Genomic DNA, 24,078 nt, shown 5'->3' on the forward strand with positions numbered 1-24,078 from the left:
ATGCATCTGCTACGCACGACGCCCGGCGGCTTCGTCGACGATGCCGCGGGCGTCATACGCATCGAACAGACGCGCGCGCCGATCGTCGTTCTGAGTTCCGCTGACACGACGCTCGCGCTGCTGGCCAGCGTGTTTCCGCGCCTTGAAGCCGGCTTTCCCGAAGTGCGGCTCGCTAATCAGTCGTTCTTGCGCCAGCCCGCATCGGTCGACTTTTATATCGACGATGTCGTGCGTCATGCGAAAGTGGTCATCGTCGATCACCTGGGCGGCGAATCGTACTGGCCTTATGGGATCGAGCGGCTGGTAACGCTTGCGAGAAGCGAGAAGCAAGTGCTCGCAATGTTCTCGGGCGATCTCACCGAAGACCCGAATCTGATCGCCAAGAGCACGGCCGATGCCGCGTTCTGCCGTGTGTTGTCGCGTTATTTGCGGGAAGGCGGTGCGCGCAACGCAGAGGCATTTTTGCGCGCGATCGCTCTTCATGCGCTCGGCTTCGGACGCGAGCCGCAGCCGCCGTGTCCATTGCCTCCTGTCGCGATCTATCATCCCGAGCGCGATATCGCCGTGATCGACGACTGGCGCGCGCGATGGACCGAAGGCGCGCCCGTCGTCGCGGTGCTGTTTTATCGCGCGCATCTGCAGGCGGGAAATACTGCAGTATTCGATGCGCTAGTCGAATCGCTCGAGAAAGAAGGCCTTAATCCGCTGCCGATTGCCATTTCATCGCTTAAGGAAAGCGTCAGCCGTGAAGTGGTTGCACGCTTGTGTGCGGAGCATCATGCGTCGCTCGTGCTGAATACCACGGCGTTCGCTGCAGGCGTCATCGGCGAAAGCGAAGCATTCGAAGTTGCGGGCGATGCGCCCGTGCTGCAGGTAATTCTGAGCGGGGGCAATCGCGACGACTGGCTAAAGGACAATCAGGGCCTTAATTCACGCGATGTCGCAATGCATATCGCCTTGCCCGAAGTCGATGGCCGCATCATCACGCGCGCAGTAAGTTTCAAAGGGCTCGCGTATCACTGTCCGCATACGCAAGTGGACGTTGTGCGCTATCAAGCCGATGCAGAGCGCGTGCGCTTCGTCGCGGAACTCAGTCGGCGCTGGTGCGCGCTGCGGCACAAACCCAATGCGGCCAAACGCATCGCGCTCGTGCTAGCGAATTATCCGGCGAGCGAAGGGCGCATTGGCAATGGTGTGGGTCTCGATACGCCGGCATCGGCCATCAATATTCTGTCGATGCTCGCGCGCGAAGGCTATCGCGTCGGCAATATCCCCGAGAACGGCGATGCGCTCATCGCAGCGTTGACGCAAGGTGTCACGAACGATCCCGTCGTGCGCGATCTCCGGCCCGCGCTGCAAAGCCTGTCGCTCGAAGAATATCGCGCAGCGTATGACGCGCTGCCCGCCGATGCGCGCGCGGCGCTGGAAGCGACATGGGGAGCACCCGAAGACGACCCGACGATAAGACGCGGCCGCTTCATGATCGCAGGCTTTCGTTGCGGCGAAGTTTTCGTCGGCATTCAGCCTTCGCGTTCGCGTGAACGAAGCGACTACGCGAGCTATCACGACGCCGACCTCGTCCCGCCGCATTCGTATCTGGCGTTCTATTTCTGGCTGCGCTTGCGTTTCAGTGTCGATGCCATCGTGCATGTCGGAAAGCACGGCAATCTCGAATGGCTACCGGGCAAGAGCGTGGCATTGTCCGCATTGTGCTGGCCCGACCTGATTCTCGGCCCGATGCCGCATCTCTATCCGTTCATCGTCAACGATCCGGGCGAGGGCAGTCAGGCGAAGCGGCGCGCGCAGGCGGTCATCATCGATCATCTGATGCCGCCGCTCACGCGTGCCGAGAACTACGGGCCATTGCAGGACCTCGAACGTCAAGTCGACGAATACTACGAAGCGTTGATGGTCGATGCGCGCCGTGCAAAGCTGTTGCGCAAGTCGATACTCGAAAGCATCGTCGAACACAGGCTGCATGAAGAACTCGGCCTCGATGCGCCGCGTGACATCGCCGGCGAAGATGCCTTGCTCACGCGGGCCGATGCCTATCTTTGCGAACTCAAGGAAGCGCAGATTCGCGACGGCCTGCATGTGTTCGGGGTATCGCCACAAGGCGCGCAGCGCCGCGATACGTTGCTTGCGTTAGGACGCTTTCCGGCAGGCGACGGGCAAGGTGCGAACGCGGGCCTCATCACCGCGCTCGCACGCGATCTGCAATTGGGCGATACCTTCGATCCGCTCGACGCCGACTGGTCCGCATCATGGAGCGGCCCCCGCCCTGAAGCATTACAAGCGGTGAGTACTGCACCGTGGCGTCATGAGGGAGACACGCGCGAGCGCCTCGAATGTCTCGCGATGCAACTGCTCGAAGACGATGCGCAAGTGCCCGGTCCACAAACGAGGCTGGTGCTCGAACGGCTGAAAGGCGATGTTCTGCCGCGCCTGGATTCGTGCGGACCACAAGAACTCATGCAACTCAAACGCGGTCTCGAAGGGCGCTTCGTGCCGCCGGGACCGAGCGGCTCGCCATCGCGCGGCAGGCCCGACGTCCTGCCTACAGGTCGCAATTTCTATTCGGTCGATACGCGTGCCTTGCCGACGCAAGCCGCATGGTCGCTCGGGCTCAAGTCCGCGAACATGCTGGTTGAACGACACGTGCAGGACCACGGCGACTATCCGCGTGCCATCGGCTTGTCGGTGTGGGGCACCGCGACGATGCGCACGGGGGGCGACGACATCGCGCAGGCGTTCGCGCTCATCGGCGTGCGGCCCAAATGGGCGGCGGGCAGTCATCGCGTGACGGACTTCGAGATTCTGCCCATCACCATCTTCAATCGTCCGCGCGTCGACGTCACGCTGCGTGTATCGGGCTTCTTTCGCGATGCGTTCGCCAATCTCATGCATCTGTTCGACGCGGCCGTGCAAGCCGTTGCCGAACTCGACGACGAGCCCGACGACGTGAACCCGATTCGCGCGCGGATCTTGCGCGAGCGCGATGAACTCATCGGCCGCGGTGTCGATACAACCGAAGCGCGTCGCCGTGCGGGCTGGCGTGTCTTCAGCACGAAGCCCGGTGCATACGGAGCGGGCTTGCAGGAACTGATCGATGCGCGTCAGTGGCAAACCGACGCCGATTTATCAGAGGCCTATCAAAGCACAGGCGGCTACGCGTATTCGCAAGGTGGCGACGGCGTCGAAGCGCGCGCGAGCTTCGGCGCGCGTCTTTCATCGCTCGACGTGATCTTGCAGAATCAGGACAATCGCGAGCACGACATTCTCGATTCGAACGACTACCACCAGTTCCAAGGCGGCATGGTGGCGGCGGTGCGTCATCTGTCGGGCGTGCAACCGCAGGCGTACAACGCCGATCACAGCAACCCCGCAGCGCCACGCGTTCGTACGTTGAACGAAGAGATTTCGCGGGTGGTGCGTGCGCGCGTCGTCAATCCGAAATGGATCGATGGCGTCAAGCGCCACGGTTACAAGGGCGCATCCGAACTGGCTGCGACAGTCGATTATCTTTTCGGCTATGACGCCACTGCGCGCGTCGTATCCGATCACCAATATGCGCTCGTCACCGATGCCTATGTGAACGATGCCGGCACGCGCGACTTCATCGCCCGGCACAATCCGCACGCGTTGCAGTCGATCTGCGAGCGTTTGCTCGAAGCGATGGAGCGCGGCCTGTGGCAAGAGCCGGGCGACTATCGCGAGGCGGTGACGCAGCATCTGCTCGATGTCGAGCAGCAACTCGAGAGCCGACAGACTTGAACGAAACCTCTTCATTTCCAGTGTTTCCTTTCACCGCGCTCGTCGGTCAGGCGCCGTTGCAGCAGGCTCTGCTGCTAGCGGCCGTTGATCCTTCTCTGGGCGGCGTGCTGGTCAGCGGGCCGCGCGGCACAGCGAAATCGACTGCCGCCCGCGCGCTTGCAGAACTCCTGCCCGAAGGACGCCTCGTGACCTTGCCGTTGGGCGCAAGCGAAGAACAGTTGATCGGCACGCTCGACATTCAGAGCGCATTGCGTGACGGCGGCGTGAACTTCTCGCCGGGTCTTCTGGCGAGAGCGCATCGTGGTGTGTTGTATGTTCAACGAAGTCAACCTGTTGCCCAATCCGCTCGTCGATCAGCTGCTCGATGTGGCGGCGAGCGGCGTGAACATCATCGAACGCGACGGAATCTCGCATCGCCATGATGCGCGCTTCGTCCTGATCGGGACGATGAACCCGGAAGAAGGTGAGCTGCGTCCGCAATTGCTGGACCGCTTCGGGCTTGCGGTCGAACTCGACAATTGCTTCGATGCGAGCGTGCGGCAGCGAATCGTCAGGTCGCGCCTCGCATTCGATACGGATCCCGAATCGTTCCGAGAACTTCACGCGGACAATCAGGCGGCGCTCGGCGAGCGTATCGATGTGGCGCGCGCGGCGCTGAGAGACTTCGATTTCGACGATGCCGTCCATGCGCGCGTCAGTGAGCTTTGCATCGCCGCACAAGTCGATGGCCTGCGCGCGGACCTCGTGATGCTGCGCGCGGCGCGTGCGCTCGCGGCGCTCGAAGGCGCGCATCGCGTCGAGACGAAGCACGTCGAATGCGTGGCCGAGGCCGTGTTGCGTCATCGACGCCGGGAGCAGGAAGCGCCGCCGCATGAAACGCCGCCTCGCCGGGCGAACGGCACGAAGGGCACGAACGGCACCAACGGTTCGGACGGAGCGAGCGCGCAAGATGGCGAATGGGGCTACGTGCCGCCAGAGCCGGTCGGCGTGACGAAGGTCAAGCAAGTCAGGCCGCTCGCCGCAAAAAAAGCCTGAGCCATCGAAGGCTCGACGCCGATGCGCAAGCGCATCGTCTTCGATGGCAGGACGCGCGTTCAAGAGGCCGCTACGTTGCACGCGATGGCGCGAAGAGCGCGCGCATCGACTGGATGGCGACGTTGCGAGCGAAGCGCGCCTTGCCGTTCGATGCGAACCACCTGCGCTTTCGCCGCACCGATGGCGATGCGAGCACGCTGCATTGCTTCGTGCTCGATTGCTCCGCTTCGATGGTCGGCGGCGAGCGTCTGGCACGCGCGAAAGGCATGTTGATCGCGCTGTTCGACCGCGTGTATCGGGAGCGCGCCGAAGTCGCGCTCGTATGCTTCGGCGGCGGTCGCGCGCAAGTGCTCCGTCAACCGGGCGCGGCGCATTGGTTCAACGAGCGATGGATCGCGCCGATTGGCGGCGGTGGCGGATCGCCGCTCACGCTAGGCATATCGAGCGCGGCAACGGTGCTGGCACGCGCTGCGCGACGCAGGCCCAGCCAGCGCCGCTGGCTATGGCTGCTGACCGATGGCCGCGTGAATGAGCGGCCCGCCGCACCCGCGCTTGCGGATCGAATCGTCGTGGTCGATTTCGATGATGGGCCGGTGCGCGTCGGCGGGGCTAAGGCGTTGGCGCTGTCGTGGCGGGCGCAATGCGTATCGGCGGATGCGCTGCTTCAATACCAGCGCGGCGTATAAACCCAGTCGCCGAACGCGCGCGTTCGCGATGAACCGACGATCACCATCGTGCGCATGTTGACGAGTCCGCCATGCAGTTCGCTGAGCGTGACAATGCGCATCGTTTCACCGGGACGCCCGACGTCGCGGCCGAGCACCACGGGCGTCGCTGCATCGCGGTGCTGCCGCACGAGATTCGTCGCGCGATCGAACTGAGAGGGTCGCGCCTTCGACAGCGGGTTATAGAAGGCCATCACGAGATCGGCTTCACACGCATGCATGATGCGCTTCTCGATCATGTCCCACGGCTTGAGGTTGTCCGATAGCGACAGTACGCAGAAGTCGTGGCCGAGCGGTGCGCCCGCGCGCGCAGCCGTTGCAAGCGATGCGGATACGCCCGGCAGGATCGTCAGCTTGACCGCGTTCCATTCCGGATGCGTTGCGCGGCCTTCGTCCAGTGCTTCGAGCACGGCGGCGGCCATCGCGAACACGCCGGGGTCTCCCGATGAAACGACGACCACGTTGCGCCCGGCGCTTGCGAGTTCGAACGCATGCCGCGCGCGTTGCAACTCCTCGCGGTTGTCGGTCATGTGCACGCGTTGACCGGCGCGATAAGGCCCTGCCATGCGCAGATATGTCTCATAGCCGAGCACGTCTTCTGCGGCGGCGAGCGCTGCCTTCGATGCCGGCGTCATCGATTCGGCGTTGCCCGGACCGAGACCGATCACCGTCAGGGCGCCGCGCGCGCGGCCGATAGTTAGGATATCGATTGGTTTGTCGGCGACAGTGATGCTTATGTCTTGCGAAGGCATGGCATCGCTGAAACGCAGCGGCACGTTGAGCGCTTGCGCGGCACTCGTGAATGCCTCGCTTTTCATTGCGTGCATCGGCGCGACGAGTGCAGCAAGCGCGAGCGGCGACAAGCGGTGCTCGCGCAACGCGTCGCGCACGCGTTCAGCGACAGCACCGCCGATGTCGTGCACCCAGGCCACCACGCAGCGTGGATGAATCACGAGGTCATCTTCGCGTGCATCGATATGCGGCGTGACGCGCACGGCGAGGCGCGCATCGGCATTGCGCGGGAGATCGGCGTCATCGAGCCACGGTGCATGCCCTTCGATGCGCGTCGTTTCGCCCGCGAGCAAGTCGGAGACGAAGCGCTTGCCGCGTTCGATATCGGCCAGCGCATAACCTTCCGGCGGCGCAAGCAGACATGTGCCGAAGCGCAATTCGCCGCTTGTCGTGATCGCGGGCTGAACGTCGAGCGCCGCGGCGATTTCTCTTGCAAGCACGTTGACGCCGCTCATCCCGCCGACGAGCGGCACGACTGCGCTGCCGTCCTGCGCGACGGCGAGGACCGGCGGTTCGGCTTGCTTGTCGGTCAGGCAGGGCGCGAGTGCGCGAATCACGATCCCTGCGGAACACAGCGCGACGATGGGGGTATGCGCTGCATAGAGCGTACGCAAGTACGCGCCGAAATCGTCGTATGCAACGTCAGCGGCGACGCGGCTCGCAAGACCATGCACGAGCGACCCGGCGTAGCGGGCCTGAATGCGTCGGGCAGTGGGCATCGCGCTTTCGCCGAGCACGACGATCGCGACGGTCGGGCGCGTGATCATGCCTGCCATTTCTTCCCCGGCACGACGAGCAGCGAGAAATACGGCGACGCCATCGGATCGACTTCATCGAGCGGCACGATGCGTTGATTCGCCATCGTCGCGCGTTCGACGTAAAGCGCGCGCTTGTCGAGCCCGAGATCGATCAGCACCCGGCGCACTTTCTCGAAGTTGCGCCCGAGCTTCATGACCACCGCCGCATCCGATGATTCGAGCTTGCGCCGAAGTTCGTCTTCGGACAACACGCCCGATAGCACGCTGAGACTCTGATTGCGATAGACGAGCGGCGCGCCTAGCACCGATACGCCGCCGAGCATCGAGCACACGCCGGGAACCACGTGCGCGTCGAAGCGTCCGGCGAGGCGATCGTGCAGATACATGTATGAGCCGTAAAAGAAGGGGTCTCCTTCGCAGATCACCGCGACATCACGCCCGGCTTCAAGATGATCGGCGATGGCGAGCGCCGCTTCGTCGTAGAACGCGCTGATGATGGTTTCGTAGCAAAGCGGCGGTTCGAGCGCTTCGGTCGTGACCGGATAGACGAGCGGCAGCCGCGTCTGCGCCGCGTCGAGATGCGATTCGATGATGCCGAATGCGTTGCCCCTCTTTCCCTTTGCAACGAAGTAGGCGACGACCGGCGCGGACTTGAGAAGCCGCAACGCCTTCACGGTGATGAGTTCGGGATCGCCGGGACCGACGCCCAGGCCGTAGAGCCGTCCGCTCATCATTCGGTCTCCGAAGCAAGCGCGTTCACGGCGGCGGCGGTCATCGCGCTTCCGCCGCGCCGTCCGAGCAGGGTGACGTACGGCACCCCGCGGCTGTCGGCCGCAAGCAGCGCTTTGGATTCCGCCGCGCCGATGAAGCCCACTGGAAAGCCCAGAATGAGCGCCGGTTCCGGTGCGCCGGCATCGATCATGTCGAGGAGATGAAAGAGGGCGGTCGGTGCGTTGCCGATCGCGACGACCGCGCCCGCAAGGTGCGGCCGCCACAACTCGAGTGCGGCGGCGGACCGGGTGTTGTTCATCATGCGTGCGCGTTCGGGCACGCACGGATCGCCGAGCGTGCAGACGACGCGGTTGTCGGCAGGAAGGCGTGCACGCGTGATGCCTTCGGCGACCATGCGCGCATCGCAGAGAATCGGTGCGCCGGCAGCAAGCGCTGCGCGGCCCGCATCGCCCGCGCCGGGAGAGAAACGCAGGTCGTCAACGATATCGATCATGCCGCACGCATGGATCAAACGCACGGCGAGCTTCTCGACGTCGGATGGAATGGCGCTCAGGTCGGCTTCGGCGCGTATCGTCGCAAACGACTGACGATAGATTTCTGCGCCGTCGCGAATGTAGTCAAGCATCGGCATGGCTCCGGGCGAGCCATGCGGCCGCCTCTTCGATGGATAGATTTCGTGCGACGCGACGCGGGTGCCAATGCACGTCGTAGCGGTCGGCTTCGACAGCGAACAGCGTCACCGCGACGGGATGCGCCGCCGCGCACGAACGATCGCAACCGCTCAGATGCACGTGCGTATCGGGCGGCAACAGCGGCGCGAGGCGGTAAGCATCGGCTTTGGTGTCGGCATGACTTTTCGCGCAGCCGCTCGAACCGGTACACGCGATAAGTCGCGCAAGCGGATGGCGCGAGTCCGTCACGAGGCCGAGCGCATCGAGGCGGTCGATCACGCTTTGTGTGTCTTGCAGCACGACGCCCGGCACGATGATGCTTTGCCACGGCGTCACGATAAGGCGGCCCTCCCCATGCGATGTGGCGAGATCGGCGAGGGCGCCCAGTGTGGCGGCATCGAGACGGCCGAGCGGCGGTTGCGCTCCGACATAGCATGCGTTGTCATCCGGCATGGCATGTGCGCCCAGGCGCAGCGATGCATCGGACGGTGCGCGACGCCATGTCGTGGATACGGCGTCGAATGTGAGCGCATGGAGAAAGCGCGCGACGCCGACTCGTGCGAGAAACTCACGCATGCGATGCTCTTCCGGCGTTGCTTGCGCGAGAAACGCATGAAGCACCGCGACGACGAAAGGCACGACGGCATCGCGCGCAACGCTGCCGAGCGCGGGCGCATGATCGACGCGATGCGGCATCGACCCTGCGAAACCGAACGCGAAACGCGCGCCGCCATCGAGTGCGGAGAGCCACACATCGTGTGCGTGATCGAGCATTGCGAGCCGTTCGCCGCCGTCGAGCTGCAGCGAGAATTTGGGCGATAACGCGTGCAGCGCGGCGTCGCTCTGCATCGCGGCGGTGATGCCGGCGGCGAGCGAGCGCAGCGAGGCGTTCGCGAGCGGGCTCAGCATCACGTTGCGGATATCGTCGCCGCCTGCGGCTTGCGGACCGAGGCCGGCGTTCATTGCGATTTCGACGAGTTCCGCATGGGCATCGTCGCGAATGCCGCGCAATTGCAGGTTGGCCCGGTTGGTCACGTCGATGACGCCCGAGCCGCAGCGCATGGCGGCGCGCGCAACGGCATGCGCCGCCGGTGCGCCGAGTTCGCCGCCCGTCAGACGCAAGCGCGCGAGGCCGCCGTCTCGTGCCGGCACGATGCGCATGAGGCCCGGACAGGCCGATGGCCGCGATACTGAAGAATGTGCGTTCAAATGCGTGACGGATGCGGTATCGCGCCATGAACTGCCCGGTACACCCCGCCCGGACGGCTCGCGCGAAATAAGCGTTGATTCTGGCGTCGGCAGGTCTCTTGGCTGGCAGGTCGCCATCCGCGCCGGCCTTCCCGGTATAAACCAGTGGCAGTGGAGCGCGGACTCGCTGCGTACAATTGCGGGGGCAGCCACAGTTTTGCTGTGTTCCCTGTTAGGCCCTCGAGGTTCGACCCTCGCAGGCGCCGACGGACGTTGTATTATGCCCGGTTTTATCGACCATCAGACCGCTTCGTGCATGCCGTTTTCTCGCGATGCGCGTAGCGAACCGCAAGGAGGGAACGGCGCATGTCGACCTGGCTGACCGTGGTGGGCATCGGCGAGGACGGATGGCACGGCCTTAGTCGCGCGGCACGTCGCGCGCTCGTCGAAGCTGGTTCGATCCACGGCGGCGAGCGGCACCTCGCGCTTCTTCCCGCGCGTATCGCAGCCCGCCGCGTGCCGTGGCCCAAGCCGTTTTCCATCGATGCCGTGCTTGCCGAGCGCGCGAGCGGCGCGCGCATCTGCGTGCTGGCGAGCGGCGATCCGATGCATTTCGGCGTCGGCGCCACGCTCGCGCGCGAGCTTTCGCCCGATGAAATGCGCGTCATTCCTGCGCCTTCGTCGCTGTCGCTCGCGGCGGCCCGTCTGCACTGGGCGTTGCAGGATGTTCGATGCGTGTCGCTCGTCGGGCGTCCGGCCGCTGAACTGCTCGCGCATACGTTTCGCGGTGCGCGTCTTCTCGTCTTGAGCGCGGATGGCTCGACGCCCGCGGCCATCGCATCGTTGCTGACCGCGCACGGCTTCGGCGCGAGCCGCATCAGCGTATTCGAGCAGTTGGGCGGCGTCGATGAGCGGCGCATTGACGAACGTGCGGACGATTGGCGCGAGGCTCACGTCGCCGCGCTCAATCTCGTTGCGATCGAGTGCAGGACGCACGCGGGCCACGCGGGTCCGCCGCTCACGCCCGGCTTGCCCGACGACGCGTACCGTCACGACGGCCAGCTCACGAAGCGCGATGTCCGTGCGATTACCCTCGCGCGTCTTGCGCCGCAACCCGGCGAATTGCTATGGGACGTGGGCGCGGGCTGCGGCTCCATCGGTATCGAATGGATGCGCGCGCATCCGGCTTGCCGCGCGATTGCCATCGAAGCCAACGAAGGGCGGCAGCGTCTCATCGAGCACAACCGCGATGCGCTCGGCGTGCCGACACTCAGGCTCGTGAGAGGCGAAGCGCCTGCCGCGCTCGATGGCCTGCCCGCGCCGGATGCCGTGTTCGTCGGCGGAGGGGCGACTGCACCCGGCGTGCTCGATACCTGCTGGACGCGGCTGCGCCAGGGCGGGCGGCTCATCGTCAACGCGGTGACCTTGCAGAGCGAAGCGGCGCTCGTCGAGTGGCGCGCGCGGCATGGCGGCGAACTGACGCGAATCGGGGTGGCGCAGGCGGAACCGCTCGGTAGCTTCGATACATGGCGGCAGGCGTTGCCGATCACGATGTTGCAAGCGACGAAGTCGTGAGCGTTCCTAACTATATGGCTTCATCCGACGCATGCGCGACGAAACGCCCGACACCCCCGCGCCGCTGAGAAGCGGCTATACCACCGGAAGCTGTGCGACCGTGACGAGTCTCGCGGCCGCGCGTCTCTTGCTGACGGGCGAAGCCGGCGAACGCGCCGAGATCGTGCTGCCAAGAGGGCAGCGTGTCACGATGAAGCTGGAATTTTGCCGCCGCGTCGAGAACATGCGCGATGTCGCGGAAGCCGGCGTCATCAAGGATGCGGGCGATGATCCCGACGTCACGCATGGTGCGCTCGTATTTGCGCGCGTGCAACTATCGGCGGTTGCAGGCGTGCGCTTTCATGCGGGACCGGGCGTCGGCACCGTGACGCGCGCGGGACTCGCGCTTGCGATCGGCGAACCGGCGATCAACCCGGTGCCGCGCCAGATGATGACGCGGCACCTCGAAGACCTCGCGGCCATCGCAGGCTATGCAGGCGGCTTCGACGTGAGCATTGGTGTCGAAAATGGCGCTGCGCTCGCGCTGAAAACGATGAACCCGCGGCTCGGTATCGCCGGCGGCTTGTCGATTCTCGGCACGACGGGCATCGTCAGACCGTTTTCCTGTTCGGCGTATATCGCGTCGATTCATCAGGGCATCGACGTGGCACGGGCCAACGGTGTGCGGCATATCGCGGCGTGCACGGGCAATCAGAGCGAAGACGCGATGCGCGCGCGCTACGGCCTGCCCGACATCGCGTTGATCGAGATGGGGGATTTCGCCGGCGCGGTACTGAAGCATATGCGGCGCGCGCCCGTCGAAAAGCTCAGTCTCTGTGGTGGCTTCGGAAAGCTGAGCAAGCTCGCGGCCGGACATATGGATCTGCATAGCCGCAGTTCGAGCATCGACCTGGCCCTGCTCGCAGTGTGGGCCGCCGATGCGGGCGCAGGCGATTCGCTGCAATGCGCGATTCGCGCGGCGAATACGAGCCAGGAAGCGTTGAAGCTGGCGCGTGCCGAGGGTATCGAACTGGGCGATGTGGTCTGTGCGCGGGCGCGTGACGTCGCACGCGATGTGGCGCCGCGAGGCATCGTCGTGGAGACGTTCGCCATCGACAGGCAAGGGGCGATCGTGGGAAGCGCGGCATGAAGCGCCTATTGCTCCTTGGCGGAACGGGCGACGCGCTCGCCATCGCGCGACGGCTGGCGAAACCGCATGTCTACAGCATCGCGGGCCTCGCGCGCGTGCCTGCCGATCTTGCATGCGAAGTACGCGTCGGCGGATTCGGCGGCGTGGCGGGACTGATCGGCTATCTGCGTGCGAGCGACATCGCGCTCGTCGTCGATGCGACGCATCCCTATGCCGCGCAAATGAGCCGTCACGCGCGCGACGCGTGCACGGCCGCCGGAATTCCGCTGTGGGCCCTGAGGCGTCCCGCCTGGCAGCCGCAGCCCGGCGACGACTGGCGCGAGGCGGCGGACTGGCGCGGCATCGTCGAGCAGATAGCGGCGTTTCGTCGGCCCCTGTTCACGCTCGGGCGTGAACCGCTTGCGCATCTCGATGCGATCCCCGCGTCGCAGCACTGGACCATCCGCTGTCTCGATCCGCATGAAGGCAACGCGCACGCCGATATCGTCGATGCGCGCGGTCCGTTCGATATGGCCGGCGAACGTGCGCTTTTCGATGCGGCGCGCGTCGACGTGATCGTCAGCAAGAACAGCGGCGGCAACGCGACGGAAGCCAAGCTCGCCGTGGCGCGCGAAAGAAGCTTGCCCGTCGTGATGCTCGCGCGTCCCGCGCTGCCCGCCGCCGAGCGTGAATTCGACGACCCCGCGAGCGCGCTCGATGCGCTGCTCGCTTTCGATACCCACATGAAATGACCGTCTACTTCATCGGCGCAGGGCCGGGCGATCCCGAACTCATCACCGTCAAGGGGCAAAGGCTGATTCGCACGTGTCCGGTCATTCTCTATGCCGGATCGCTGGTGCCCGATGCCGTCCTGACGGGGCATCGCGCAACGCGTGTGGTCAACACGGCCGAGCTCGATCTCGACGCCATCGTTGCGCTTCTGCAAGACGCGCATGAAAAAGGCGAAGACGTGGCGCGCGTGCATTCCGGCGATCCATCGCTTTACGGCGCGATCGGCGAGCAGATTCGCCGCATCGAACCACTCGGGATTCCTTATGAAATCGTGCCGGGTGTGACGGCGACGGCGGCATCGGCGGCGGCGCTCGGTTGCGAACTCACGCTGCCCGGCATCTCGCAAACGGTCATTCTCACGCGCTATGCCACGAAGACGTCGATGCCGCCCGGAGAATCGCTCGCGGACCTGGCGCGTCATCGCGCGACTTTGGCCATTCACTTGGGCGTGCGTCACATCGAGCGGATCGTCGCCGATCTCGTGCCGCATTATGGCGAGGACTGTCCGGTCGCGGTGGTGTTCCGCGCGAGCTGGCCGGACGAGGAGCGCGTGAAGGGCACGCTCGTGGATATCGCGCAGAAGGTGCGCGCAGCGGGCATGGAGCGCACCGCGATGATCATCGTCGGGCGCGTGCTGGACGCGCACGGTTTCGCCGATTCCACCCTCTACGCCAAGGACTGAACCGGCATGCGCGACCTCGACGCCGTCTTCGAAGCGCTCGCGAAATCGGCGTTTCGCCGGCGTTTTGCGTTGGGCGTGCGGGAAGGGCGGTACGTGCGCGAGCGCGGAATCGAAACGGTGCTCGCGCAGGCGCATGAACTGATCGGCAAGCGCCTCGCCCCGGAAGCGCCGCTGAACGACGGCAAGCAGACGCCGTTTCGCGGGCATCCGGTCTTCATCGCTCAGCATGCGACGGCGACGTGCTGCAGGACGTGCCTCGCCAAATGGCACGGCATCGCGGCGGGCAAGGCGCTCGACGAGGCGGAGCGCCGGCATGTCGTCGACGCAATCGGGCGATGGCTGCGTGCGCAGTCCTTAGCGCATGCGCCCGATGCCGATGCGAACGACAACCCGCAGCGCGAATTGCCGTTCTAGCCGCATCGCTGGCCGGGCGCTCAATGCTTCGCTTCGTGCGGCGCCTGACTCCGGCGCTTGCTCGCCTTGCGCGCCAGCATGTTGAGCCCTTCGACCAGCGCGGAGAACGCCATCGCCGCATAGATATAGCCCTTCGGCACGTGCGAGCCGAAACCTTCGGCGATCAGCGTCATGCCGATCACGAGCAGGAAGCCGAGCGCGAGCATCACGATGGTCGGATTGCGCTCGATGAACCGCGACAGCGGTCCGGCTGCAAACAGCATGACCGTAACCGCCGCGATCACCGCGACGAACATGATCGGAATGTGTTCCGTCATGCCCACGGCCGTCACGATGCTGTCGATAGAAAACACGAGGTCGAGGACGAGAATCTGCCCGATTGCGGACAAGGGCGTGAGCGTGCCGCCCGTCGCGGGGCCGGCGTGTTCATCGTCGTGCGAAACGTGGTGGTGAATCTCCGTCGTCGCTTTCCAGACGAGGAAGACGCCGCCCGCGATCAGGATAAGGTCACGCCACGAGAAGCCGTGGCCGAATGCTTCGAAGATCGGCGTGGTGAGCCGCACGATCAGCGCCACGGTGCCGAGCAGGCCGAGTCGCATCACCAGCGCAAGCCCGATGCCGATACGCTGCGTGCGCGCCCGATGCGCGGCGGGCAGCTTGTTCGTGAGGATCGAGATGAAAATCAGATTGTCGATGCCGAGCACGACCTCCATCACGACAAGAGTCGCGAGGGCGGCCCAGGCCGCGGGATCGGTGACGAGGGCGGCGAAATAGTCCATGCGAGCGTGTAGTGAATGTGAGAAAGAGGGCGTGATCTTAGCGTGCCCCGCCCGCATGATGAAAGCAAGTTGAAAACTTTTCAAGACATGCGGCCGTCGAAAGTTCGTACGCATCTCAAAAAGCGACAAATGTCGAATTTGAAACAGAAAACTCCGTCTGTTCCGATGATGCGCCGCCGCATTTACGGGTAAACTCCTATGCTTCGATGCCGCGTCGCGCGGCCCGCTTTTCAACCGCCTGCGAGCCGCGCAGGAATCCACCATACGCCGCATGTCCGGAAAATCGCAACGCCTCGTCGAGCTGGACTTCTTTCGTGGACTCGTCCTGCTGATCATCGTCGTCGATCATATCGGCGGAAGCATGCTTTCGCGCTTCACGCTGCATGCGTTCGCGCTGAACGACGCCGCCGAAGTCTTCGTCTTCCTCGGCGGATTCGCCACCGCGACGGCGTATGTGTCGCTCGCCGAACGCCGCTCTGAAAGCGCGGCGCGCATGCGCTTCATCAAGCGCGCGTTCGAAATCTATCGCGCTTTCGTCGTCACCGCCGTGTTGATGCTCGTGGCGACGTTCCTTCTGCGGCCGCTCTACGGTCACGCGCCGAACCTGGCGCTCCACGACCTCGACAGCCTGACCGCGGCGCCGTTGTCGTCGATTGGGCAGATTCTGACGTTCGAGCGCCAGCCGTATCTCGCCGCCGTTCTGCCGATGTACGCGCTCTTCGCGCTGTCCGTGCCGCTCGCGCTGCCGCTTGCACGCAGCAAGCCGTGGCTGCTGCTCGGCCTGAGTCTCGTGCTGTGGGCGTGCGCGCCGCAGATCGGCGAATACATGCCTTCCGTCCACGACACCCTCTGGGACTTCAACCCCGCCGCGTGGCAACTGATGTTCATGCTGGGCGTGCTGGCGCGCTGCCAGCCGGTGTATCAGCGGATCGCGTCGCATCGCTTCGGCTGGACGATCAGCGCGGCGGCGCTCGCGCTCATCGCGGGCATGGCGTATTACAAGCTGCTCGTGCTTCCGCCCGTGCTCGACAGCGCCTTCAAGCGCGATCTGGCGGGCGCGCGCGTCGTCAATTTTCTGGCGATCGCATGGATCGCGACGAATCTGGCGCGCTACGGCGTCGTGAAGGCCATTGCGCGGCGTTTGCCGTGGGTCGGGGCGGTCGGGCGCGACGGGATGGTGTGCTTCGTCGCGGGAACGGTGATCTCGCTCGTCGTCGATTCGATTCTCTTCACGATGACCGACGGCCTCATCAATGTGCCAGCGGGTCTTGCTGCCGATGCCATCGCCATTCTTGCGCTGTTGTCGGTGCCGCGACTGCATCAGCCGGTCGCGGAGTGGCTCCGTGCCCGGCGGCCTGTCCCGGCGACGGCGCCAGTCGCGACGGCGGACAGTCAGGCAGTACGCTAATCCGGGGGAAAGAAGCAGCACCTGAGCGTGCTGTTTTTTTCGTCACAAGTAGGCAACTAACGGTCAAATTTTTGGCGCGCCCGAAAAATACCCCGGCGCGCGTCCATGTGCAAGCGCGAAAAACCCCGCCATCGGACACGGGACACGCCCGGCTTGCGTCGGCAGCCCGGCGCGCGGCTCATGTCGCTACTGCGCTCGTCGTTGATCGCCGCGCATCTCTACTCATCGTGAAGGCCGACGCTTCCTCCCTGGCCGCGTCGGCAGCGCCGTCACCCGTCGTTTGGAAAGGGCGCGGAATGCACCGCGTCTCCCTCTCTTCCGGATAGGGGCCGCCGTCCGGACAGCCTGCTGAAATGAAGCTCAATTGATCGTTTCACGGCGCGCGCGAGGCGATGTCCCATTCGCGCGCGCCCTCACACGCTTTCCCGGAGAACAACAAGATGAGCTATCGCGCGCCCATCAGCGACATGCTGTTTGCCATGAAGGAACTCGCCGGTCTCGACGACGTAGCCGCTTTACCGGGCTTCGAAGACGCCACGGCATCCACGGTGGAGTCCGTGCTCGACGAAGCCGCCCGGTTCTTCGGCGCGGTGTGGGCGCCGCTGAACGCCGTCGGCGACCGGCAGCCGGCGCAATGGCGCGATGGCGCGGTCAGCGCCTCGCCAGGATTCAGCGATGCGTTCCGCCGGTTCGCGGAAGGCGGATGGCAAGGGCTTGCACATCCCGTGGAGTATGGCGGGCAGGGCTTGCCGAAACTCGTCGGCGCGGCGTGCCTCGAAATGCAGTCCGGGGCGAATCTCTCGTTGGCGACGTGTCCGTCGCTTACCGACGGCGCGATCGAAGCGCTGCTGATGGCCGGCAGCGAAGCGCAGAAGCGCCGCTATCTGCCGCGCCTCGTCTCCGGCGAATGGTCCGGTACGATGAACTTCTCGGGTTCGTATGACCGCGCGTGGATCCAGATCCTGACGCCGCCGACGCTCGCCGGGCAGACCGCGCTCGTCGACTATTCGAGCAACTATTCCGAAGCGGACCAGGTGAGCTGGGCCTATTTCCCGGCGCAGCGCCGCACCCGCATGGCGCCCGACTACAAGTACGACACCCCGGCGGCAGCGTACGGCGGCGCGCTTTTCTGGGACGAAGGCAACATGTTCCAGGGCCGCATGGACCGTTTCGACTTCAAGCTGACGGGCAAGAAGGAACTCATCGTTCCGTATAACAACTATCGTCTCTCGCAGCTTCCGACTGACGATGTCTTCGGCGCGAAGCACATCAATCCGGATGCGGTCCGCTGGGAGCGCCATCGCGTGTGGGTGGTCGAGGCGACGCTCAAATCGGATGCACGCCACGCCTATTCGAAGCGCACCTTCTACGTGGACGAGGACGGCTGGACCATCGTCGAGGCAGACGGCTACGGTTCACGACGGCAAGATGCGGCGCGTCGGTCTCAACTATCACTTCCCGCTCTATGACGGCGGCGGCGTGTACGCGTTCACCTTCGGCTTTTACGATCTCGCGAAGGGCAACTACTTCCTCACTTACGCGACAGGCGCAAACGGCGCGCCGTTGCTGCGCGTGTCCGACAGCCTGACCAATCCCAATATTTTCACGCAGGCGGGAATGGCGGGGACGGGGCTGCGTTGATGCGCGGCGCATAGCTCGAGGAAAGAGCCCGCAGTCAGTCCGGCGACACGCCGGCGCGACGGCGCGGGCTCGTTACATTGCCCAGATTGAGGTGAAGATGTCCGACAGCAATTGCGTTGGGGAATGGGTGCGCCGCAGCGTTGCATGTTTCGCGCTGATGGCGGCGGCGTCGGTTGCATCGGCGGCGGGTCCGGCGGCATCGGCGGCGTCGAAAGACCCGTTCGTCGATCCGCTCGATGCCCCCGCGCTGCCGCAGACGCGCGTGGCAGGACAGCCGGCGATGGCCGTTGCACGCGCCGGCAAGCGTCTCGTCGCGGCGGGGATGCGCGGGCTGATCGTCATGTCCGACGACGAGGGCAAGACCTGGAAGCAGGCGGCCGTGCCGGTGCGCAGCGATCTGCTCGCGCTGTCGTTTCCGAGCGCGCGGCAAGGCTGGGCCGTGGGACACGACGGCGTCGTGCTGCATAGCGCGGACGGCGGCGAGTCGTGGACGCGCCAGATCGACGGGCGCATCGCGGCAACTTCGCTACCTGCGTACTACAAGGCGCGGATCGCGCGCGGCGACACGTCCGTGCAGCCGTTTCTCGACCAGTTGACGCTCAATTACCGGAACGGCGCGTCGTTGCCGCTGCTGAGCGTGTGGTTCCGCGACGAGCAACATGGCCTCGCGGTCGGCCCGTTCGGCATGGCGATCGCCACCGAAGACGGCGGCAACCGCTGGGAGCCCATTCTCGATCGCTTCGACAATCCGCAGTTCCTGCATCTGAATGGCGTCTTCGGGCAAGGCGGCGAGATTTACGTGGCGGCGGAGCAGGGCGCCGTTTTCCGGCTCGATGCCGCGAGCGGCAAGTTCGTTGCGGTCAGGACGGGCTATGCAGGCAGTTTCTTCGGCGTGACGGGAGACGGAAAGGCACTGTACGCATTCGGCCTGCGCGGGACGATCTTCAAGAGCACGGACCACGGCGCGACGTGGAGCACGGCATCGAGCCCGCTGCATGGCGCGGTGACGGGCGCGGCGCCGGTGCCGTCGCACGAAGGGTTCGCGTTCGTCAGCGCGAGCGGCGAAGCGAGTTTCTACGACGCCCGCGAGAACCGCTTCATGCCGATTGCCATCCCGCGCACGGCCATGCTGACGGGCGTGCTGGTCTTGCCCGGCGACAAGCTCGCGATCACCTCGCTCACGGGCCCCGTGATCGCGTCGATCCGTTCCATCCGCTAACGCAGTTGCACGCCAGAGAGACCACCCGCATGCACCTCAATTCAGATCGTGCCGACCCGAACGAGGTCGTGCGAAACAAAGAGGATTTCGAAGCAAATTCGGGGTCCTGGCTGGAACGGCTGATCTTCAATCATCGGCTGTGGATCGTGACCGTGTGCGCGGTGCTGACCGCGGTGCTCGGCTTCGCGGCGAGCAAGTCGAATGTCAGCGCGAGCTACGAGCGCATGATGCCGCAGTCGAGCCCGTTCATCCGCAATTACCTCGCCAATATCGATTCCTTGCGCTCGCTCGGCAATTCGCTGCGCGTGGTCGTCGAGACGCGCAACGGCAGCGTCTACGACCCGCGCTATCTGAAGACGCTGCGTGAGGTGAACGATCGCATCTATCTGCTGCCCGGTGTGGATCGCGCGTTCGTGAAGTCGCTGTGGATGCCCGTCGTGCGCTGGACGGAAGTGACGGAAAGCGGCTTCCAGGGCGGCCCCGTCATGCCCGACGACTACGACGGCTCGGCCGCGAGCATCGACCGCCTGCGCCAGAACGTCGGGCGCGCGGGCATCGTCGGTTCGCTCGTCGGCGACGATTTGCGTTCGAGCACGATCTTCGTTCCGCTGCTCGATCATTATCCCGACACCGGCAAGCCGCTCGACGCGCGCGCGCTGCAGGCTTCCATCGAGCAAGTTCGCCGCGACTTTGCGCGCGACGGCATCGACATTCGTGTGATCGGGTTCGCCCAGCTGGTCGGCGACCTGATCCAGGGCTTGCAAGTCGCGTTTTATTTCGCCGCCGCCGCCGCGATCGCCGCCGCCGTGATCTATGCCTACACGCGCTGCCTGCGCAGCACGGCGCTCGTGGTCGGCTGTTCGCTGGGCGCGGTCGTGTGGCAGCTCGGCATCGTGCATATGCTCGGCATCGACCTCGATCCTTATTCGATCCTCTGGCCGTTTCTCATTTTCGCGATCGGCGTGTCGCACGGCGCCCAGAAAATGAACGGCATCATGCAGGACATCGGGCGCGGCATCCATCGCTACGTGGCCGCGCGCTACACGTTCCGGCGTCTCTTCCTCGCGGGCCTCACGGCGCTGCTTGCGGACGCGGTCGGCTTCGCCGTCCTGATGCTGATCGACATACCCGTGATCCGCGGACCCGCGCTGTCCGCGAGCGTCGGCGTGGCGGTGCTCATCTTCACGAATCTCGTGTTTCTGCCAGTGATGCTGTCGTACACGGGCGTGAGCGCGTCGGCGGCGGCGCGCAGCCTGCGCGCGCAAGCGCACCATCCGCTGGCCCGCGCACTCGTGCCGTTCACGCGGCGCGGCCCCGCATGTGCCGCCGTGCTGTGCGCGGCGATTCTCTGCGTCGGCGCGGTCGTGATCGGGCAGGGGCTGAAGATCGGCGATCTCGATCCGGGCGCGCCCGAACTGCGCGCGGACTCGCGCTACAACCGCGACAACGCGTATGTGACGAGCCACTACCGGCTGTCCACCGACCAGTTCGCGGTGATCGTCAAGACGCCGCCGGGCGGCATCGCCGATTACAGCACGCTCATGGAGATGGATAACCTCGAGCAGGTGCTGCGCGGCGTCGAGGGCGTGCAGACGACGATGTCGCTGAGCGGCGTGAGCCGTCGCGTCACGGCGGGAAGCTTCGAAGGCGATCCGCGCTGGATGACGATCAGCCGCGATCCGGCCATCACCGCGGCGGCGGTCAACGGAGCTTATGTCACCAATCCCGAACTGGTCAACGGGGCGCGCACGGTTGCGCCGGTGATCGCGTTCCTGAGCGACCACAAGGCGAAAACGCTCGAAGGCATGGTGAAGGCCGTCGAGGCATTCGGCGCGCAGCACGACACGTCTTCACGCCAGTTTCTGCCGGCGGCGGGCAGCGCGGGCATCGAGGCGGCCACGAACATCGCCGTGGAAAAGGCGAACCGCACGATGCTGCTGCTCGTCTACGCCGCCGTGACCGTGCTGTGCTTCCTGACCTTCCGGAGCTGGCGCGCGGTGGTGGTGGCCGTCGCGCCGCTCGTCGTCACGTCCCTGCTGTGCGAGGCGCTCATGGTGATGCTCGGCATCGGCGTGAAGGTCGCGACGCTGCCCGTCACCGCGCTCGGCGTGGGCATCGGCGTGGACTATGCGCTGTATCTCGTCAGCGTGCAATTGTCGTTGCAGCGGCACGGCGCACCGCTCGCGGAGGCCTACCGTGGCGCGCTGGCGTTCACCGGCAAGGTGATCGCGCTGATCGGCGTGACGCTGGCGGTGTCGGTCGTCACGTGGGCGTGGTCGCCCATCAAGTTTCAGGCCGACATGGGCGTGCTGCTCACGTTCATGTTCGTCTGGAACATGATCGGCGCGCTGGTGCTGATCCCCGCGCTGTCGCACTTCCTGTTGCAAGGGAAGCCGCGTGCGCGAGTGGCGAGCGCTCGCGTCGTGACCGAATGAGGTTGAGTCCCAGGCGTTGGGATGGAGGCGCTGCATTCGCGGAACTTGCAGCGATGTTCGATGAACGCGGCCCGCAGATACGCATCGATGTTCCGCACGATTTCGACGATGCACCGCCGCTCTGCCTGAGCGCCACGCTCGCCGATATCGCCGATATCGCCGCGAGCGCGGTGACGGCGGCGCGTGCGCAGGTTGCCGGCTCAGGCGCTTCCTTCCAGCCGCTTCGCCTCGGCGAAGGACGGCGGCGGCAGTGCGCCGCTGTGGTCCTTCAGCGCCACACCCGTGAGTTTCAGCCGGCGCGCCTCGTTCAGCAGCCAGTGCAGCTTGAACGCGGCGGCGTCGTAGTCAAGTCCTTCTGGCCGCACGTTCGAGATGCAGTTGCGCTCCGCGTCGCTTCGTCCGGCGCGCGGCGCGTACGTGACATAGAGGCCGAGGCTGTCGGGCGAACTGAGGCCGGGCCGCTCGCCGATCATCACCACGACAATCGCTGCCCGCATTAGCTCGCCGACAGGATCGCCGAGTGCAACGCGCGCCTGTGTCGCGATGACAACCGGGCCGACCGACCAGCCGTCGAGCAGCGCGCGCATTCTGGACAGCAGCGGCGCGACGTGGCGCTGCGTCGCGATTGCCGAAAGGCCATCGGCGGCGACGAACACGATGTCGCAACCCGACGCACGCGCGGCGAGGCGCGCCGCGCTGGCATCGTCGAGCATGCGGCCGAGATCGGGCCGACGCAGAAAGTGATCGCGATCCGGCGCGGCGCTCGCGGCCTGAAGCGTATCGAAGCCGGCGGCGTGGATCGCATCGGCGAGGGCGGCCGTGTCGAGCGGATGATGCACTGCGTCCCGCGCCTGCGCATGCGCGAGCTGGAATGCGAGCAGAGGCGCGGTCGGCAAGCTGCTGCCCGCGCGCCCGAGCGCAATGCGCGCGTTCGTGAAGCGGCGCAGCGCGTCCCACGGGTTCGCTTCGATGCTCATGGTTCGATCCAGTCGAGCAGCGGTTGGCCTTGCGCGGGAAGCAGTCCGCCGCGCGTATCCGTGACGCGCATTCTCTCGAGCCACGCTTCGAATTCCGGCGCGCGCTCGAGGTCGAGCGCGCGGCGGATGTACAGCGCGTCGTGGAACGAGGTGCTTTGATAGTTGAGCATCACGTCGTCCGCGCCGGGCACGCCCATGATGAAGTTCACGCCCGCGACGCCGAGCAGCGTCAGAAGCGTGTCCATATCGTCCTGATCGGCTTCGGCATGATTCGTGTAGCAGATGTCGCAGCCCATCGGCACGCCGAGCAGCTTGCCGCAGAAGTGGTCTTCGAGTCCCGCGCGGACGATCTGCCGTCCATCGTAGAGATATTCCGGGCCGATGAAGCCGACGACCGTGTTCGTCAGCAACGGATCGAAGCGGCGCGCGACCGCATACGCCCGCGCCTCGCACGTTTGCTGATCGACGCCGTGATGCGCGTTGGCCGACAACGCGCTGCCCTGGCCGGTTTCGAAGTACATGACGTTATCGCCGACGGTCCCGCGCCCGAGCGACTTCGCGGCATCCTGCGCTTCCTGCAACAGCGCAAGCGATACGCCGAAGCTGGCGTTCGCGCGCTCGGTGCCCGCGACCGACTGAAACACGAGATCGACGGGCGCGCCGTGCTCTATCGCGGTGATGGTGTTGGTGACGTGCGTGAGCACGCAGGATTGCATCGGCACGTCGAAGCGCCGCCGGAAGTCGTCCATCATCCTGAGCAGCGCGGCGATGGCGGCGGGCGAATCGGAGGCCGGATTGACGCCGATGACCGCATCGCCGCAGCCGTAGAAGAGGCCGTCGAGCATGGAGGCGGCGATGCCTTTGGGATCGTCGGTCGGATGATTCGGCTGCAGGCGCACCGAGAGCCGCCCGGGCAGGCCGATCGTCGTCCGGAAGCGCGTGACGACCGGGCGCTTCTTTGCGGCGAGAATCAGATCCTGATTGCGCATGAGCTTCGAAACGGCAGCGGCCATTTCGGGTGTCACGCCCATCTTGATGCGTTCGAGCGCGGCGGTATCGACGCTATCTGAAAGCAGCCACTCGCGGAACTCGCCCACGGTCAGATGCGCAACAGGCGCGAAGGCTTCGGCGTCGTGGCTATCGACGATCAGGCGCGTGACTTCGTCGTGCTCGTACGGGATCAGCGGCTCGTCGAGCAACGTGCGCAACGGCACCTGCGCGAGCGCGAGTTTCGCCGCGACACGCTCTTCCTCCGACGCCGCCGCGACCCCCGCGAGCTCGTCGCCGGAGCGCCGCGGGCTGGCGCGGGCGAGCAGCGTTTTCAGGTCGTCGAAGCGGTATCGGCGTGCGCCGATCGTCTCGTGGTAGCTCAT

General features: G+C 65.4%; 18 protein-coding genes, 3 pseudogenes and 1 riboswitch. Of the genes and pseudogenes, 14 read left to right on the forward strand and 7 right to left on the reverse strand.

What is annotated here, in order from left to right:
* The 3 genes and pseudogenes from cobN (at position 1) to P9255_RS05785 (ending at position 5,495) form a co-directional block, all read left to right on the forward strand.
* A complete protein-coding gene (gene cobN / locus P9255_RS05775) occupies positions 1-3,774 on the forward strand; it encodes a cobaltochelatase subunit CobN (protein WP_309765967.1) in 3,774 nt (1,257 codons plus the stop codon).
* A pseudogene (locus P9255_RS05780) lies at positions 3,771-4,809 on the forward strand (ATP-binding protein). Before cobN ends, P9255_RS05780 begins: the two are co-directional and overlap by 4 nt.
* 113 nt (positions 4,810-4,922) lie before the next feature.
* Positions 4,923-5,495 carry a VWA domain-containing protein gene (locus tag P9255_RS05785; RefSeq protein ID WP_309765969.1) on the forward strand — a complete coding sequence of 191 codons (573 nt, stop codon included), beginning with the start codon at positions 4,923-4,925 and terminating at the stop codon, positions 5,493-5,495.
* On the opposite strand, the gene cobJ is transcribed toward P9255_RS05785, so the two are convergent.
* From cobJ to cobG, 4 genes are read right to left on the reverse strand one after another with little or no spacing between them, the layout of a single operon-like run.
* Entirely contained in the window at positions 5,474-7,102 is a 1,629-nt protein-coding gene (cobJ, locus tag P9255_RS05790; RefSeq protein ID WP_309789240.1) for a precorrin-3B C(17)-methyltransferase, read from the reverse strand. The genes P9255_RS05785 and cobJ overlap by 22 nt on opposite strands.
* Positions 7,090-7,818 (reverse strand): precorrin-2 C(20)-methyltransferase, encoded by a 729-nt coding sequence (locus tag P9255_RS05795; RefSeq protein ID WP_309765971.1) that lies wholly within the window; start codon positions 7,816-7,818, stop codon positions 7,090-7,092. The genes cobJ and P9255_RS05795 overlap by 13 nt, the downstream gene beginning before the upstream one ends.
* Entirely contained in the window at positions 7,815-8,441 is a 627-nt protein-coding gene (locus P9255_RS05800) for a precorrin-8X methylmutase (protein ID WP_309789241.1), read from the reverse strand. Before P9255_RS05800 ends, P9255_RS05795 begins: the two co-directional genes overlap by 4 nt.
* Complete coding sequence (cobG, locus tag P9255_RS05805) at positions 8,434-9,648, reverse strand: precorrin-3B synthase (protein WP_309765973.1); 1,215 nt, start codon at positions 9,646-9,648, stop codon at positions 8,434-8,436. Before cobG ends, P9255_RS05800 begins: the two co-directional genes overlap by 8 nt.
* A 118-nt stretch (positions 9,649-9,766) precedes the next feature.
* Positions 9,767-9,958: riboswitch (cobalamin riboswitch) on the reverse strand.
* Between the two features lie 83 nt (positions 9,959-10,041).
* On the opposite strand from cobG, the gene cbiE reads away from it, so the two are divergent.
* Genes cbiE through P9255_RS05830 form a run of 5 tightly spaced genes read left to right on the forward strand, consistent with a single transcriptional unit; the run spans position 10,042 to position 14,246 of the window.
* Complete coding sequence (gene cbiE, locus P9255_RS05810; RefSeq protein ID WP_309765974.1) at positions 10,042-11,250, forward strand: precorrin-6y C5,15-methyltransferase (decarboxylating) subunit CbiE; 1,209 nt, start codon at positions 10,042-10,044, stop codon at positions 11,248-11,250.
* A 31-nt stretch (positions 11,251-11,281) separates the two neighbouring features.
* A complete protein-coding gene (locus P9255_RS05815; RefSeq protein ID WP_309765977.1) occupies positions 11,282-12,379 on the forward strand; it encodes a cobalt-precorrin-5B (C(1))-methyltransferase in 1,098 nt (365 codons plus the stop codon).
* The gene (locus P9255_RS05820; protein WP_309765978.1) at positions 12,376-13,110 is read left to right on the forward strand and encodes a cobalt-precorrin-6A reductase; all 735 of its coding nucleotides are present in this window, start codon (positions 12,376-12,378) and stop codon (positions 13,108-13,110) included. Before P9255_RS05815 ends, P9255_RS05820 begins: the two co-directional genes overlap by 4 nt.
* Positions 13,107-13,832 carry a precorrin-4 C(11)-methyltransferase gene (cobM, locus tag P9255_RS05825; protein WP_309765979.1) on the forward strand — a complete coding sequence of 242 codons (726 nt, stop codon included), beginning with the start codon at positions 13,107-13,109 and terminating at the stop codon, positions 13,830-13,832. Before P9255_RS05820 ends, cobM begins: the two co-directional genes overlap by 4 nt.
* 6 nt (positions 13,833-13,838) lie before the next feature.
* On the forward strand, positions 13,839-14,246 hold the full coding sequence (locus tag P9255_RS05830; protein WP_309765981.1) for a DUF4186 domain-containing protein: 408 nt from the start codon (positions 13,839-13,841) through the stop codon (positions 14,244-14,246).
* Between the two features lie 20 nt (positions 14,247-14,266).
* On the opposite strand, the gene P9255_RS05835 is transcribed toward P9255_RS05830, so the two are convergent.
* The gene (locus P9255_RS05835) at positions 14,267-15,025 is read right to left on the reverse strand and encodes a TerC family protein (protein WP_309765982.1); all 759 of its coding nucleotides are present in this window, start codon (positions 15,023-15,025) and stop codon (positions 14,267-14,269) included.
* Between the two features lie 271 nt (positions 15,026-15,296).
* Here P9255_RS05835 and P9255_RS05840 point away from each other — a divergent pair, with 271 nt between their 5' ends.
* From P9255_RS05840 to P9255_RS05865, 6 genes and pseudogenes are all read left to right on the forward strand, one after another.
* A complete protein-coding gene (locus tag P9255_RS05840; RefSeq protein ID WP_309789242.1) occupies positions 15,297-16,433 on the forward strand; it encodes an OpgC domain-containing protein in 1,137 nt (378 codons plus the stop codon).
* 440 nt (positions 16,434-16,873) lie between these two features.
* A pseudogene (locus P9255_RS05845) lies at positions 16,874-17,365 on the forward strand (acyl-CoA dehydrogenase family protein); the annotation flags it as partial.
* Positions 17,366-17,902: pseudogene (locus P9255_RS05850) on the forward strand (DUF1329 domain-containing protein); the annotation flags it as partial.
* Entirely contained in the window at positions 17,862-18,074 is a 213-nt protein-coding gene (locus P9255_RS05855) for a hypothetical protein (protein WP_309765985.1), read from the forward strand. The pseudogene P9255_RS05850 and the gene P9255_RS05855, both read left to right, overlap by 41 nt.
* Before the next feature lie 97 nt (positions 18,075-18,171).
* Entirely contained in the window at positions 18,172-19,293 is a 1,122-nt protein-coding gene (locus P9255_RS05860) for a YCF48-related protein (RefSeq protein ID WP_309765986.1), read from the forward strand.
* Positions 19,294-19,322: 29 nt separating this feature from the next.
* Positions 19,323-21,728, forward strand: coding sequence for an MMPL family transporter (locus P9255_RS05865; RefSeq protein ID WP_309789243.1), 2,406 nt, complete (start codon positions 19,323-19,325; stop codon positions 21,726-21,728).
* Positions 21,729-21,928: 200 nt separating this feature from the next.
* Here P9255_RS05865 and eutC read toward each other — a convergent pair whose 3' ends face one another.
* Positions 21,929-22,705 carry an ethanolamine ammonia-lyase subunit EutC gene (gene eutC, locus P9255_RS05870; RefSeq protein WP_309765988.1) on the reverse strand — a complete coding sequence of 259 codons (777 nt, stop codon included), beginning with the start codon at positions 22,703-22,705 and terminating at the stop codon, positions 21,929-21,931.
* Positions 22,702-24,078, reverse strand: a complete 1,377-nt coding sequence (locus P9255_RS05875; RefSeq protein WP_309765989.1) for an ethanolamine ammonia-lyase subunit EutB — start codon at positions 24,076-24,078, stop codon at positions 22,702-22,704. Before P9255_RS05875 ends, eutC begins: the two co-directional genes overlap by 4 nt.

Origin of the sequence: Caballeronia sp. LZ019 (genome assembly GCF_031450825.1) — a bacterium.
Classification (GTDB): Bacteria; Pseudomonadota; Gammaproteobacteria; order Burkholderiales; family Burkholderiaceae; genus Caballeronia.

Coding starts and splice junctions, on each gene's coding strand:
- cobJ (WP_309789240.1), bottom strand. CDS start 7,102: ATGGCAGGCATGATCACGCGCCCGACCGTCGCGATCGTCGTGCTCGGC.
- cbiE (WP_309765974.1), top strand. CDS start 10,042: ATGTCGACCTGGCTGACCGTGGTGGGCATCGGCGAGGACGGATGGCAC.
- P9255_RS05865 (WP_309789243.1), top strand. CDS start 19,323: ATGCACCTCAATTCAGATCGTGCCGACCCGAACGAGGTCGTGCGAAAC.
- P9255_RS05875 (WP_309765989.1), bottom strand. CDS start 24,078: ATGAGCTACCACGAGACGATCGGCGCACGCCGATACCGCTTCGACGAC.
- cobM (WP_309765979.1), top strand. CDS start 13,107: ATGACCGTCTACTTCATCGGCGCAGGGCCGGGCGATCCCGAACTCATC.
- P9255_RS05835 (WP_309765982.1), bottom strand. CDS start 15,025: ATGGACTATTTCGCCGCCCTCGTCACCGATCCCGCGGCCTGGGCCGCC.
- eutC (WP_309765988.1), bottom strand. CDS start 22,705: ATGAGCATCGAAGCGAACCCGTGGGACGCGCTGCGCCGCTTCACGAAC.
- P9255_RS05830 (WP_309765981.1), top strand. CDS start 13,839: ATGCGCGACCTCGACGCCGTCTTCGAAGCGCTCGCGAAATCGGCGTTT.
- P9255_RS05860 (WP_309765986.1), top strand. CDS start 18,172: ATGTCCGACAGCAATTGCGTTGGGGAATGGGTGCGCCGCAGCGTTGCA.
- P9255_RS05840 (WP_309789242.1), top strand. CDS start 15,297: ATGTCCGGAAAATCGCAACGCCTCGTCGAGCTGGACTTCTTTCGTGGA.
- cobG (WP_309765973.1), bottom strand. CDS start 9,648: ATGCGCATCGTGCCGGCACGAGACGGCGGCCTCGCGCGCTTGCGTCTG.
- P9255_RS05820 (WP_309765978.1), top strand. CDS start 12,376: ATGAAGCGCCTATTGCTCCTTGGCGGAACGGGCGACGCGCTCGCCATC.
- P9255_RS05785 (WP_309765969.1), top strand. CDS start 4,923: ATGGCGACGTTGCGAGCGAAGCGCGCCTTGCCGTTCGATGCGAACCAC.
- P9255_RS05815 (WP_309765977.1), top strand. CDS start 11,282: ATGCGCGACGAAACGCCCGACACCCCCGCGCCGCTGAGAAGCGGCTAT.
- cobN (WP_309765967.1), top strand. CDS start 1: ATGCATCTGCTACGCACGACGCCCGGCGGCTTCGTCGACGATGCCGCG.
- P9255_RS05800 (WP_309789241.1), bottom strand. CDS start 8,441: ATGCTTGACTACATTCGCGACGGCGCAGAAATCTATCGTCAGTCGTTT.
- P9255_RS05795 (WP_309765971.1), bottom strand. CDS start 7,818: ATGATGAGCGGACGGCTCTACGGCCTGGGCGTCGGTCCCGGCGATCCC.
- P9255_RS05855 (WP_309765985.1), top strand. CDS start 17,862: ATGCGGCGCGTCGGTCTCAACTATCACTTCCCGCTCTATGACGGCGGC.